The following is a 13,201-nucleotide window of genomic DNA, read 5'->3' as shown; positions in this document are numbered from 1 at the left end:
CGCCTACCGCAAGCGTTCTGACCTTAGGCCCTTTCGTCGTTCTCAGACCACAGTTTAGCGAAGCCGCATGGAAGACATCCGGGTGTGAGTGAATGGAGCACTTGGGGAAAAATCTGACCTAGCGGCGGGAAAATGCGAACAGGCACAGCGGACTGCGCCTGTGTGACAACCGGGGATCAGTTCAACGCCGCGGTGAAGCTAAAAGCAATAATAACGGCCAGCGCACACACAGTGGTGAACAGTGACATTTTCAGATCGGTATCCATTACAACTCCTTTTCAGACGGGTTATCCCAAGGATAAAAGGCACACAATTAATGCGTCAACCTATTTTCCCACAGTTAGACAATAAAATCTTGTTATCATTTCCCGGTTTATAATACTGATTACCTCTTCCACTTTGGCTCAATATGGGACAAAATTCGCAGTTCACAACTGCGTACCGGCAAAAATGCCCTCCTGACCAAACGCTGACGACTTCAACACACTAAAAACTCAGCTTCGCTTATTTGGAAGAAGGATCTACGCAGGCAAACGATTAACATCACACTTACATGCTGCAACATGTGAGTTCAGGAGTCATTCTTTACATGGCAACGATTAAAGATGTGGCCAAACGCGCTGGCGTTTCCACCACCACCGTTTCGCACGTCATCAATAAGACTCGTTTCGTCGCCGAAGAGACTAAAGCGGCCGTTGCGGCCGCGATCAAAGAGCTGCACTATTCTCCCAGCGCCGTGGCGCGCAGCCTGAAAGTCAATCACACTAAATCTATCGGTCTGCTGGCTACCTCCAGCGAAGCGCCCTATTTCGCCGAAGTGATCGAGGCGGTGGAAAACAGCTGTTACAGCAAAGGCTATACGCTGATCCTGTGTAACTCGCACAATAACCTGGACAAGCAACGCGCTTATCTGGCGATGCTGGCGCAAAAACGCGTCGATGGCCTGCTGGTGATGTGCTCTGAGTACCCGGATCAATTGCTGGGGATGCTGGAAGATTACCGTAACATCCCGATGGTGGTCATGGACTGGGGCGCAGCGCGCGGTGATTTTACCGATACCATTATCGACAACGCCTTCGAAGGCGGTTATCTGGCCGGCCGCTATCTGATCGAGCGTGGCCACCGTGAGATTGGCGCCATTCCGGGCCAATTAGCGCGCAATACCGGCGGCGGCCGCCATCAGGGCTTTTTAAAAGCCATGGAAGAAGCCAATATCGAGGTACGCGACGAGTGGATTGTACAGGGTGACTTCGAACCGGAATCCGGCTACAAGGCCATGCACCAGATATTATCGCAGAAACAGCGCCCGACGGCGGTATTCTGCGGCGGCGACATCATGGCAATGGGTGCTATTTGCGCCGCTGATGAGCTGGGGTTACGCGTACCGCAGGATATTTCCGTTATTGGTTACGATAATGTGCGCAACGCCCGCTATTTCACGCCGGCACTGACGACCATCCATCAGCCCAAAGAGCGTTTGGGCGAGATGGCGTTCACCATGCTGCTGGATCGCATCATCAGCAAGCGTGAAGAATCGCAAGTCATTGAAGTACATCCGAAACTGGTTGAACGCCGCTCGGTCGCCGACGGTCCCTTCATCGATTACCGCCGCTAGTCGCCAGCGCCGGGAGCCAAGGCGGTTTCCGGCGTCACTACGCTTAACCATTCCTGATTCAAGGTGTCGCTGTCCCCCAGATAATCAAGCAGCCAGGCCATCGCCGGCGATGGGGTATTCTGCTGCCAGGTCAGGCAGCATGGGCTGGCGGGAAATGGCTGTTGCAGTTGCAGCGCCACCAACTCGCCACGCTGCACCAACGGCAGCACCTGATGCGCAGGCATCATGCCGACGCACAACCCAGCACACAGACAATCCACCGCAGAGGCCCAGTCCGGCACCACCAGCCGCCGTTGATTGTCCAGCGTCCAGGTAACCCGCTTGGGCAGATTGCGTGACGTATCCTCCAGACACAGCGAAGGGAAAGGCCGGAGCTGATCATCATTCAGCAGGCCATCCAACCCCGCTAATGGATGCTGTGGGCTGGCGACACACAACCAACGCATGTCGCCCATGTCGCGAAAGGCAAAACCACCGCCAACCGGCACCGCCCGTGTAGCGCCGATCGCCATATCGGCGCGTCCATCCACCAGCGCATCCCATACGCCGTTAAACACTTCGGGTTGGACCAACAGCTCGACATCGGGGAAATGGCGGTAAAAATCCAGCACCAGCTGACGGCAGCGCTGCGGTTTGACGATGATATCCACCGCGATTTTTAATTGACCACGCCAACCATTGGCCACCTGCTGGCACTGTCTGCGAGTGTCGAGCATTTTTTTGATGACACCGCGCGCTTCCTGAATAAACAGCGTGCCGGCCGGCGTCAGTTCTACATCGCGATGACGCCGTTCAAATAGCGGTACCGCCAGCCATTGTTCCAGTTGCCGCACAGTATAGCTAACCGCCGAAGGCACCCGGTGCAGTTCCTGCGCCGCCGCGCTGAAGCTGCCGGTGCGGGCGACCGCGTCCACTACATCAAGCGAATATTCAGACCACATGGTTTTTGCCTTCAATTTTTTTAACAGCACTTCGCAAATATTACCGTTTCACAAGCAGAGATCCAGCCAGATACACTTGCTGGCGCTAAAAACCTGCGACAATAAAAGATTAATGAGAAATACCATGCGAAATTCCTTTGGTTTTATGTTCTATCTTGCCGGCCTGAGCATGCTGGGTTACCTGGCCACCGACATGTATCTGCCCGCCTTTGGCGTCATGCAGCAAGACCTGCAAATTTCCGCCGGTGCAATCAGCGCCAGCCTGAGCATTTTCCTGGCCGGTTTTGCCTTTGCTCAACTGCTCTGGGGACCGCTCTCCGATAATTTAGGCCGTAAACCCGTGCTGCTGATTGGCCTGGCATTATTTGCCCTGGGCTGCCTTGGCATGCTGTGGGTGCAAAATGCCGTCCAATTGTGGTCGCTGCGCTTTATCCAGGCGATCGGTGTGTGCTCAGCCGCCGTCACCTGGCAGGCATTGGTCATTGACCGCTACCGTGAAGGCAAGGCCAACCGCGTATTCGCCACCATTATGCCGCTGGTGGCACTTTCGCCTGCGCTGGCGCCACTGGTCGGCGCCTGGCTGTTGAACCACATGGGGTGGCGGGCCATTTTCGCCGTGCTGCTGGGTATCACCGTTATTTTGCTGCTGCCGACGCTGTTACTGAAGGAAAGCGCCAAAAGCGCGCCATTGGCCACTCAGAAAAACACCCTGAGTTTCTTCCAACTGCTGAAGTCACCGGTATTCAGCGGTAACGTCACCATTTTTGCCGCCTGCTCTGCCGGCTTTTTTGCCTGGCTCACCGGTTCGCCGTTTATTCTTGGCGATATGGGCTACAGCCCCAATGATATAGGCCTGAGCTATGTGCCGCAGACGCTGGCTTTCTTATTGGGCGGTTACGGTTGCCGTACGGCATTAAACCGCATGAATGGCAACACCCTGCTGCCATGGCTGCTGGTAGGTTATGGCATTAGTATGGTGGCGTTATATCTGGTGGCGACATTGACCGAACCCACGCTCACCACCTTGCTGATTCCATTCTGCCTGATGGCGCTGGTCAACGGAGCCTGCTACCCGATCGTAGTGGCGAATGCGTTGATGCCGTTCCCGGAAGGCACCGGTAAAGCCGCAGCGCTGCAAAATACCCTGCAATTGGGCCTGTGCTTTGTAGCGAGCCTATTGGTTTCGGCCTTTATAGCCCAACCGCTGTTGGCGACGGTAACGGTGATGGTTTCAACGGTGGTATTAGCCGCGTTGGGCTATATGTGGCAACGGGGAAAAGTGATCGATGATTCGCAGGCAGTGCGACAGGAACATGCTAACTCTGCGTCATAATTATCTGCATTAATAATCACTTAAAGAATATTTTTGCCGAGTGCGATTTACGGTTGAGTAAGCGCCTCGGCAAGCCTATACTCAAAACGACCTTTAAAGATAACACTTTTATAGTCTTATTATCACAAGTAGCTATTGTGTACGCGTATGGCGTCACACTTTTTTAAGGATTAGTTTATCCGCGCCTATTGCGCTGGAGCCTTCTTAAAATTTTCCTCTGTTCATAGTCGGATATCAGACGCCACGGTGACTTTTCACCGTAGGTATACGTATGCGCCCGCAGAAACTGTCTAAGCTATTTTCTGGCGGGTCATAAGTCAGAAGAAGGTGATGGAGAAGCTATGAGTTCATCGTGTATAGAAGATGTGAGCATTCAGGACAACCCATGGTACCGTATCGCTCATGAAATGCTCAGTATGGCCGGTATAGAAATAAACGGCTCACGTCCTTTCGATATTCAGATTAAAAATCCTGATTTTTTTAAACGCGTGCTGCAGGAAGGTTCTCTCGGCCTGGGCGAAAGCTATATGGATGGCTGGTGGGAATGTGAACGGCTGGATATATTCTTTCAACACGTAGTCGGCGCTGGCCTGGAAAAGAAACTCCCCCACCACGTGAAAGATATCCTGCGTATTGCCGCCGCGCGATTAATCAATTTGCAATCGAAGAAACGTGCCTGGATTGTCGGTAAAGAGCATTACGATCTGGGAAACGATCTGTTTACGCTGATGCTCGATCCCTATATGCAATATTCCTGCGCCTATTGGAAAGAAGCAGCCACGCTGGAACAAGCGCAGGAAGCCAAGCTGCGAATGATTTGCGAGAAACTGCAGCTGCAGCCGGGCATGAAATTACTGGATATCGGCTGCGGTTGGGGCGGCCTTTCCGCCTTTGCGGCGAAAAACTATGGCGTTTCCGTCGTTGGCGTCACCATTTCCGCCGAACAGCAAAAGCTGGCGCAGGAACGCTGCGCCGGGCTGGACGTTGAAATTCTGCTGAAGGACTACCGCGATCTGCACCAGCAGTTTGATCGCATTGCCTCCGTCGGCATGTTTGAGCACGTTGGCCCTAAAAATTATCGCACCTACTTCAAGGTGGTGGCGCGTAATTTAAAACCGGATGGCCTTTTCCTGCTGCACACCATTGGCTCGAACCGGACAGATATGAATGTTGACCCGTGGATCAACAAATATATCTTCCCGAATGGCTGCCTGCCTTCAGTCACACAGATAGCCAAAGCCAGCGAGGGACGTTTCGTGATGGAAGATTGGCATAATATTGGTGCCGATTATGATCGCACGCTGATGGTCTGGTACGAGCGTTTCAGACAGGCATGGCCGCAACTGGCCCAGCGTTATTCCGAGCGTTTCGAACGTATGTTCAGCTATTATCTGAACGCCTGTGCAGGTGCGTTTCGTGCGCGCGATATTCAATTGTGGCAGGTGGTATTCAGCCCGAAAGGCATTGAAGGCGGTATCCGCGTCCCGCGCTGATTAATGCCATGCCATAACGAAACGCCCCCGGTTTTTACCGGGGGCGTTTTATATTATTCGCTAACCAATGGCTGATCAGCCGCAATAAACCCGAATGATTTTATCATCGCTGTCGCCCAGGAAATTCAGACGACGCAGGTTAAAGTCCATAGTCACGGCCGAATTGTACGGAATAGCGCGTACCTGAGATTCAATCTGAACGCCTTCCAGCGCCGACATCGGTTTACCGACGTAACTCTGGTATTGCGCGGCACCGCAGGTGTCACTTTCTGCATCAACGGCCTGATTGGCCGCGCCCTGCTCAGGTGAACTGCTACAGGCACTCAGCGCCAGCAGCGCCGTTAACATCAACGTTTTCCCATAAAACTTCACGCGGTTGCTCCTCTGTGGTTATTGTCCGTCAGATCTTCTGCGTCAGCGCGCTCGCCGTCGCCATTGCCGCTTCGCGGCTCGCCAACACCCGCTCAACGGTGTCTACCACCGCCTGCGTTTGTGGATCAATCTCAATATTCACCTTGTCGCCCAGGCGTTTTTTACCCAGCGTGGTGCGGTCAAGCGTTTCCGGGATCAGGTGCACGCAGAAACGGTTATTCACCACCTCTCCGATCGTCAGGCTAATACCGTCAATGCCAATAAAACCTTTATGCAGAACGTATTTCATCAGTTCCGCATCCGGCATGCGCAGCCATACCTGACGATTATTTTCGGAGGTATAAATCTTGGCGACTTCCGCCGTGCAGATAATATGGCCGGACATCAGGTGGCCGCCAATTTCATCGTTGAATTTGGCGGCCCTTTCGATATTGACCACGTCCCCCAAAGCCAGCTCGCCAAGATTGGTCAGGCGCAACGTTTCTTTGATCAGATCAAAACTGACGCGGTTGCCTTCCACCGCGGTGACGGTCAGGCAGCAGCCGTTATGGGACACCGACGCGCCGAGCTCCAGCCCAGGCAGCAGTTCCGCAGGCATCTCTATGACGTGGGTACGGAAGTTGGATTTTTCATCAATGGCGACCAGCGGCGCGGTGCCTTGTACGATACCGGTGAACATGTGAGCCTCTTCTTTCTGAAAATGTTTAAAGCGCTTGGGGCAGTTTGCCCCAGTTGGCGTGGAAAACCAAACCCGGGGAGACAAAAAATCCGCGCCTGCGCATTTAATAACTATTTCGTCACAACCTTTGCTTAACGACGCCGAGCGCGTACAATCTTTTTGACAAAATTCCGCTATTTTTAATTGTTGTCCTTTCGCGACGACCCTCCTCTCAATCATAAATAAATAGAAAAGGTGTATGCGTGCAGAAGTACTTCATTGAAGCGCGTAGTTTATTGGCCCTCGCAATTCCGGTAATCATCGCGCAAATATCGCAAACCGCAATGGGCGTGGTCGATACCATTATGGCCGGCGCTTATAGCGCCACGGATATGGCCGCCGTCGCCGTCGGCACCTCTATCTGGTTGCCGGCCATTCTGTTCGGCCACGGCCTGCTGCTGGCGCTAACCCCGGTGATCGCACAGCTTAACGGTGCCGGCCGCCGCGACCGCATCGCTCATCAGGTACGCCAGGGGTTTTGGTTGGCTTTTGCGGTCTCTGTCCTGATCATTTTCGTGCTGTATAACAGCAAGTTCGTGATCGACATGATGCACAATATCGATCCGCAACTGGCGGATAAAGCCGTTGGCTACCTGCATGCCATCATGTGGGGCGCGCCGGGCTATCTGTTCTTCCAGGTGCTGCGTGGCCAGTGTGAAGGCCTATCGAAAACCAAACCCGGCATGGTGATTGGCTTTCTCGGGCTGCTGGTCAATATCCCGATTAACTATATTTTCATCTACGGCAAGTTCGGTATGCCGGAGCTGGGCGGCGTCGGTTGCGGCGTGGCGACCGGCAGCGTCTACTGGTTCATGTTCCTGGCTATGCGCTGGTATGTAAAACGCGCACCGTCGCAGCGTGACATCCTGCCGCATGAAGGCAGCAACCGCAGCCCGGATTGGCCGGCGATGAAACGCCTCATCGGCATCGGTCTGCCGGTGGCGTTGGCGCTGTTTTTTGAGGTGACGCTGTTCGCCATCGTCGCCCTGCTGGTCTCGCCGCTCGGTATCGTTTCCGTGGCCGGGCATCAGATTGCGCTGAACTTCAGCGCGTTGATGTTCGTGTTGCCACTGTCGCTCGGCGTCAGCGCCACCATTCGCGTCGGTTATCGGCTCGGTGAAGGTTCGGTCGAGGGCGCGCGGGTTGCCGCCTATGCGGCTATCGGCGTCGGCATCCTGATGGCCTGTTGCACCGCACTGTTTACCGCCACTTTCCGCGAACAAATCGCTCTGTTATATAACGACAGCCCGGCGGTAGTGGCCATGGCGTCGCACCTGATGTTGCTGGCGGCCATTTATCAGATTTCCGATTCGATTCAGGTGATCGGCAGCGGTATTCTGCGCGGTTATAAAGATACCCGGTCAATCTTCTTCATCACCTTTATCGCTTATTGGGTGCTGGGCCTGCCGAGCGGCTACGTACTGGCGCTAACCGATGTCCTGGTGCCGGCGATGGGGCCAAGCGGCTTCTGGATTGGTTTTATCATCGGCCTGACCTTTGCGGCCATCATGATGGCCGCGCGCATGCGCTGGCTGCAAAAACAGCCCGCTGCGTTGATCTTGCAGCGTTCTGCCCGCTAAGTTTCGCCACCGGCCGGTTTGTTCAGCCGCCGGTGGCTTCTTCGCCCGTGTTTGCGGAAAAAACAGCCGCACTGCACATAAGCTCAGCAATCGTGTGAAATACCGGATAAAATTACGTTTTTCTCCTTGCCAGCACGCAGGTAGCTCGTTAATATTCGTCCCCGCTGTCAGCCATGACAGACAGGAAAAGATGCGTCCGTAGCTCAGTTGGTTAGAGCACCACCTTGACATGGTGGGGGTCGGTGGTTCGAGTCCACTCGGACGCACCAAATTCCTAAAGCAGTACAGTGCGTCCGTAGCTCAGTTGGTTAGAGCACCACCTTGACATGGTGGGGGTCGGTGGTTCGAGTCCACTCGGACGCACCAAATTACTAAAGCAGTGCAGTGCGTCCGTAGCTCAGTTGGTTAGAGCACCACCTTGACATGGTGGGGGTCGGTGGTTCGAGTCCACTCGGACGCACCAAATCGTTATTTCCTCAGGTTTGCCCTTTCTATTCGATACCTTCATTACTCTAATCTGCCCATGCGATTCCCGAACGTTACTTCTGTAACCGCTAGCCGAATCCGAATATCATCATGGCGAACACCTTTTACAGGACAGGTTTAATGCTGACATTTACCGCAGAAACTCCGTTTGAAACACTCGACAACGGCCTCATCCGCCGACAAGGCGTAATGAGCGATGGCGCCCGTGCTACAGAAGTCAAATTCGGGGCTGGCACCTTCGGGCAACTGCAAAAACGAGCATACTCATTGCAAACACGGGTCGTTTCCGGTGAGTTTGAGTTCACCGTTGGCAGTGATACTCAGGTGGTGGTGGCCGGGGAAACTATCGCCATTCCCGCCAATATCGCCAGCGGATGCTTCTGCCTGACTGCCGGAACCCTGCTGGAAATCACCACGGCAGATTGATTGCCTTCATTGTGGCGTTCACAGTAAGGTTATTTGCGCAACAAACACCTGCTGGTGATTTGCATTTGCGCCACATTTGCTGCTGATTTGACAGATCCGCCGCCGAACACCGGTTTTTTATTTTGTTTCCCGTCGCTTAGCCTTTATAATGCGCAACGTCTTTCAGTTGAATGGTTTCAGCCCTTGATCTGCGAAAACGCAATAACAACACATTTTCATCTCATCATGTTGCGCAGCATCCCTACGCCCCGGCGCGGGCTGAATTTTTACACCCCATTTCAACTCTGGTCACCTATCCTTAACTGTGTTTTGCACCACCAGGCGCGACTCAAATTCCATACCGGTGGCCTGGCCGCTGGTTTTATTCGTTTTTTATCCATCACAACTTGTAGAAAACTCCGTCATGAAAAAGACCAAAATTGTTTGTACCATCGGTCCAAAAACCGAATCGGAAGAAATGCTGACCAACCTGCTCAATGCAGGCATGAACGTAATGCGCCTCAACTTCTCCCACGGCGATTATGAAGAACATGGCAACCGCATCAAGAACATGCGCGCCGTGATCGCGAAAACCGGTAAAAACGCCGGTATCCTGCTGGATACCAAAGGCCCGGAAATCCGCACCATGAAGCTGGAAGGCGGTAAAGACGCGGCGCTGGTTGCCGGCCAGACCTTCACTTTCACCACCGATCAAAGCATTATCGGCAATAACGAACGCGTTGCGGTCACCTACGCCGGTTTCTCCGCCGATCTGAAAATCGGCAATACCGTGCTGGTTGACGATGGCCTGATCGGCATGGAAGTCACTAACGTGACCGAAAACGAAGTGATCTGTAATGTACTGAACAGCGGCGATCTGGGCGAAAACAAAGGCGTTAACCTGCCGGGCGTTTCCATCCAACTGCCTGCATTGGCGGAAAAAGACAAACGCGACCTGATTTTTGGCTGTGAACAAGGTGTCGACTTCGTTGCCGCGTCCTTTATCCGCAAACGCTCCGACGTGCTGGAAATCCGCGAACATCTGAAAGCCCACGGCGGCGAGCAGATTCAGATCATCTCCAAAATTGAAAACCAGGAAGGCCTGAACAATTTCGACGAGATCCTCGAAGCCTCTGACGGCATCATGGTCGCTCGTGGCGATCTGGGCGTAGAGATCCCGGTCGAAGAAGTGATCTTCGCTCAGAAGATGATGATCGAAAAATGTAATCGCGCACGTAAAGTGGTGATCACCGCCACCCAAATGCTGGATTCGATGATCAAGAACCCGCGCCCTACCCGTGCTGAAGCCGGCGACGTGGCGAACGCCATTCTGGACGGCACCGACGCCGTTATGCTGTCAGGCGAGAGCGCCAAGGGCAAATACCCGCTGGAAGCCGTGACCATTATGGCCACCATCTGCGAGCGCACCGATCGCGTGATGCCAAGCCGTATTGACAGCCTGAACGACAACCGCAAACTGCGCATCACCGAAGCCGTCTGCCGTGGTGCCGTTGAAACCGCAGAAAAACTGGATGCGCCATTGATTGTGGTTGCCACCAGCGGCGGTAAATCAGCCAAATCCGTGCGTAAATACTTCCCTAACGCCGTGATCCTGGCGCTGACCACCAACGAAGTCACCGCTCGCCAATTGATCCTGACCAAAGGCGTTACGCCGCAAATGGTCAAAGAAATCGCCTCTACCGACGACTTCTATCGCATTGGCAAAGAAGCTGCGCTGGCCAGCGGCCTGGCGCAAAAAGGCGACGTTGTGGTGATGGTTTCTGGCGCTCTGGTACCGAGCGGCACCACCAATACTGCCTCGGTTCACGTGCTGTAATATAAAACGTGACATAATTGTCTTGACCAAAACGCCGCTTAGCGGCGTTTTTTTTAGCAGTAGTAAACTGTTTTCCCAAAAACGCAACCGCCGATTGCTCATTATTTGGCTAATTACAAATCGGAGTTGTCCCATGGAATCCAGCTGTTTTCCCTAGATTTTTTAACTATTCATCAAAAGAAGATGCAAGTTTGAGCGAACGATCAAAATAAAGCACTCCAATACAAAAAAATTATTCTCTTTCGAAAAAAGTTTGTGTAATACTTGTAACGCTACATGGAGATTAACTCAATCTAGAGGGTGTTATAATGAATCGTACTAAACTGGTACTGGGCGCGGTAATCCTGGGTTCCACTCTGCTGGCAGGCTGCTCTAGCAATGCTAAAATCGATCAACTGTCTTCTGACGTTCAGACTCTGAACGCTAAAGTTGACCAGCTGAGCAACGACGTGAACGCAATCCGTTCTGACGTTCAAGCAGCTAAAGACGACGCAGCACGTGCTAACCAGCGCCTGGACAACCAAGCTCACGCTTACAAAAAGTAAGATAGCTTCGGTTATTGAAAACGGCGCACATTGTGCGCCGTTTTTTTTGGTTTGCGCTCCCCCTTTCCTCTCGCCACAGGCGAAAAAAAGGGTTCAGCACGCTGAACCCCCTCAGAATCGTCAGTTATGACCCGTATTTAATTCACCGAGCTGATAGGTGCCCCCTTGAACAGGCCCTTATTCGCTCCCTGCGGGGCTACAGGCGTTAAAGTCACCTTAGACGTACTCCGCCCCAGATTAACCAGTACCGGCATGCCAGAACGGCGTACAACCGCACTGTCGAACACCGCACGATCGGTCTGCGAATCCTCGACAAAGGTTTTTTCGGTTTTGGACAGCGTAATCGGCATGGTCTGCGGATCGTCGCTTTCGATTCTCGACAGCGGCTGATGGACTTCGACGTAACGCTTGCCGTCCGGCTCTACGGAAATTTTCACCGGATCGTTAATCACCTGTACGCGGGTGCCGCGCGGCACCATGTTAAACAGCGCTTCGATATCCTTCGGACGCAGGCGAATACAGCCGGAGCTGACGCGCATGCCAATACCGAAATTGGCATTGGTACCGTGGATCAGATACTCACCGTGCCCCATAGCCAGACGCATGGCAAACAGCCCCATTGGGTTTTCAGGGCCGGCCGGTATGACCGCCGGCAGCGTCACGCCTTTCGCCTGATAGCGCTTACGGATGTTGGCCGTTGGTGTCCAGGTCGGGTTCGGGATCTTCTGGCTGACTGAGGTCACCTGCAGCGGCGTATGCATGCCGGTCTGGCCAATACCGATAGGATAAACAATCACTTTATTCTCGCCTTTCGGGTAGTAGTACAGGCGCAGTTCGGCCAGATTGACCACTATCCCCTCACGCTTGGTGTCCGGCAGCAGCATTTGGGTCGGGATGGTTAATACCGAACCCGGCTTGGGCAAGAACGGATCCGTACCCGGATTGGCCTCCAACATGCCCAACAAACCAATTTGATAGTCGGCGGCAATGGCCTCTAACGGACGGCCATCGTTAGGTACGGTGTAAGTGGTGTTCTCGCCAATCAGGCGGCTGTCCGGCGGCGGCAACGGATACTCGGTCGCGCTGGCGGCTTGGGTGCCTGTCAGTACGGTGGCAAATAGCATGCCCATTAAACTCAACGCACGTTTCATTATCATCCCTATATGCTTATTACGGTTCGGCCACAAGGCTAGCGGGCACCTGACGGCAGGTAAATCAGACAATACCTGATTAATACTAGCAACGCTGGCGTTAAAGGCAATAAGTCCTCTAAAAATCAACATGTTATAACGTAATTGCGCGACAGCTTTGTCAATGTAACGTCAATCAGCAAGCTGCTGAAATGTCACTGATTTGTTGCAAAGAGGGGGGGATCGGAAGGGATTTGTAAAGACTCACTGACACAAGAAATATATTCAACGCATCAATAAGCCTTTCTGGATATCAAAGCAGACTCACAGCAACTGGGTGGCCTTAATGCGAATAGCGCGGATCATCGCCTCCAGCCCCTGGGAACGCGATGGCGTCAGATGCTGGCTCAACGCCAGTTCGGCGAAAAAGGGTCGCACATCAAGCTCGGTAATCTGCTGTGGCGTCATTTGGTGATACAGAATAAACACTACCGCCAGCAGCCCTTTGACGATGGCCGCATCGCTGTCGCCGTGAAATTCGACGCGCCCTTGTTCGTCAGTCTGCATCACAATCCACACCTGGCTCTGGCAGCCGGAAATCAGATTGCTCGCCTGACGTTCGTCCTCGGCAAGTACCGGCAGCTTCGCGCCCAGTTCAATCACATACAGGTACTTATCTTCCCAATTAAGACAACGGGAAAAATTACGCACCAACTTCTCTTTATCCGGCAAGTTCGCCATGAGGT

Annotated in this window: 13 protein-coding genes and 3 tRNA genes; 10 read left to right on the top strand and 6 right to left on the bottom strand. The window is 53.3% G+C overall.

Going from position 1 to position 13,201, the window contains the following annotated elements:
• Window positions 1-176 precede the first annotated feature (176 nt).
• Window positions 177-266, bottom strand: coding sequence for a YnhF family membrane protein (locus JEM67_RS12575; RefSeq protein ID WP_004943739.1), 90 nt, complete (start codon window positions 264-266; stop codon window positions 177-179).
• A gap of 323 nt (window positions 267-589) precedes the next feature.
• Here JEM67_RS12575 and purR point away from each other — a divergent pair, with 323 nt between their 5' ends.
• Window positions 590-1,615, top strand: a complete 1,026-nt coding sequence (purR, locus tag JEM67_RS12570) for an HTH-type transcriptional repressor PurR (RefSeq protein WP_004943736.1) — start codon at window positions 590-592, stop codon at window positions 1,613-1,615.
• Here purR and punR read toward each other — a convergent pair.
• Window positions 1,612-2,556, bottom strand: a complete 945-nt coding sequence (gene punR, locus JEM67_RS12565) for a DNA-binding transcriptional activator PunR (RefSeq protein WP_199639120.1) — start codon at window positions 2,554-2,556, stop codon at window positions 1,612-1,614. The genes purR and punR overlap by 4 nt on opposite strands.
• A 124-nt stretch (window positions 2,557-2,680) precedes the next feature.
• On the opposite strand from punR, the gene punC reads away from it, so the two are divergent.
• Window positions 2,681-3,889 carry a purine nucleoside transporter PunC gene (gene punC, locus JEM67_RS12560; RefSeq protein WP_199639118.1) on the top strand — a complete coding sequence of 403 codons (1,209 nt, stop codon included), beginning with the start codon at window positions 2,681-2,683 and terminating at the stop codon, window positions 3,887-3,889.
• 341 nt (window positions 3,890-4,230) lie between these two features.
• Window positions 4,231-5,382 carry a cyclopropane fatty acyl phospholipid synthase gene (gene cfa / locus JEM67_RS12555; RefSeq protein WP_199639116.1) on the top strand — a complete coding sequence of 384 codons (1,152 nt, stop codon included), beginning with the start codon at window positions 4,231-4,233 and terminating at the stop codon, window positions 5,380-5,382.
• 75 nt (window positions 5,383-5,457) lie between these two features.
• On the opposite strand, the gene JEM67_RS12550 is transcribed toward cfa, so the two are convergent.
• Both JEM67_RS12550 and JEM67_RS12545 read right to left on the bottom strand, forming a co-directional pair.
• On the bottom strand, window positions 5,458-5,754 hold the full coding sequence (locus JEM67_RS12550; protein WP_013812671.1) for an I78 family peptidase inhibitor: 297 nt from the start codon (window positions 5,752-5,754) through the stop codon (window positions 5,458-5,460).
• Between the two features lie 28 nt (window positions 5,755-5,782).
• Window positions 5,783-6,433 carry a riboflavin synthase subunit alpha gene (locus JEM67_RS12545; protein WP_199639114.1) on the bottom strand — a complete coding sequence of 217 codons (651 nt, stop codon included), beginning with the start codon at window positions 6,431-6,433 and terminating at the stop codon, window positions 5,783-5,785.
• Window positions 6,434-6,675: 242 nt separating this feature from the next.
• On the opposite strand from JEM67_RS12545, the gene JEM67_RS12540 reads away from it, so the two are divergent.
• The 7 genes from JEM67_RS12540 to JEM67_RS12510 all read left to right on the top strand — a co-directional run bounded on the left by JEM67_RS12540 (window position 6,676) and on the right by JEM67_RS12510 (window position 11,325).
• Complete coding sequence (locus JEM67_RS12540; protein ID WP_013812669.1) at window positions 6,676-8,052, top strand: MATE family efflux transporter; 1,377 nt, start codon at window positions 6,676-6,678, stop codon at window positions 8,050-8,052.
• 192 nt (window positions 8,053-8,244) lie between these two features.
• Window positions 8,245-8,321 (top strand) — tRNA-Val (locus JEM67_RS12535).
• A gap of 20 nt (window positions 8,322-8,341) precedes the next feature.
• Window positions 8,342-8,418 (top strand) — tRNA-Val (locus tag JEM67_RS12530).
• Window positions 8,419-8,438: 20 nt separating this feature from the next.
• Window positions 8,439-8,515, top strand: a tRNA-Val gene (locus JEM67_RS12525).
• Window positions 8,516-8,658: 143 nt separating this feature from the next.
• The gene (locus JEM67_RS12520) at window positions 8,659-8,964 is read left to right on the top strand and encodes a cupin (protein WP_199639112.1); all 306 of its coding nucleotides are present in this window, start codon (window positions 8,659-8,661) and stop codon (window positions 8,962-8,964) included.
• Between the two features lie 403 nt (window positions 8,965-9,367).
• Window positions 9,368-10,780 carry a pyruvate kinase PykF gene (gene pykF, locus JEM67_RS12515; protein WP_199639110.1) on the top strand — a complete coding sequence of 471 codons (1,413 nt, stop codon included), beginning with the start codon at window positions 9,368-9,370 and terminating at the stop codon, window positions 10,778-10,780.
• A 308-nt stretch (window positions 10,781-11,088) separates the two neighbouring features.
• Window positions 11,089-11,325: a major outer membrane lipoprotein gene (locus JEM67_RS12510; RefSeq protein WP_004943717.1), complete on the top strand. Its 237-nt coding sequence runs from the start codon at window positions 11,089-11,091 to the stop codon at window positions 11,323-11,325.
• Window positions 11,326-11,462: 137 nt separating this feature from the next.
• On the opposite strand, the gene JEM67_RS12505 is transcribed toward JEM67_RS12510, so the two are convergent.
• Together JEM67_RS12505 and sufE are read right to left on the bottom strand one after the other, a co-directional pair.
• Window positions 11,463-12,476: a L,D-transpeptidase family protein gene (locus JEM67_RS12505; RefSeq protein WP_199639109.1), complete on the bottom strand. Its 1,014-nt coding sequence runs from the start codon at window positions 12,474-12,476 to the stop codon at window positions 11,463-11,465.
• 303 nt (window positions 12,477-12,779) lie between these two features.
• Window positions 12,780-13,196: a cysteine desulfuration protein SufE gene (gene sufE, locus JEM67_RS12500; protein WP_199639107.1), complete on the bottom strand. Its 417-nt coding sequence runs from the start codon at window positions 13,194-13,196 to the stop codon at window positions 12,780-12,782.
• Window positions 13,197-13,201 lie beyond the last annotated feature (5 nt).

The sequence above is a fragment of the Serratia sp. PAMC26656 genome (genome assembly GCF_016469055.2).
In the GTDB taxonomy this organism is placed as follows: Bacteria; Pseudomonadota; Gammaproteobacteria; order Enterobacterales; family Enterobacteriaceae; genus Serratia; species Serratia plymuthica.
Note: the sequence above shows the minus strand (reverse complement) of the source record. Positions and strands in the feature narration are given on the sequence as shown.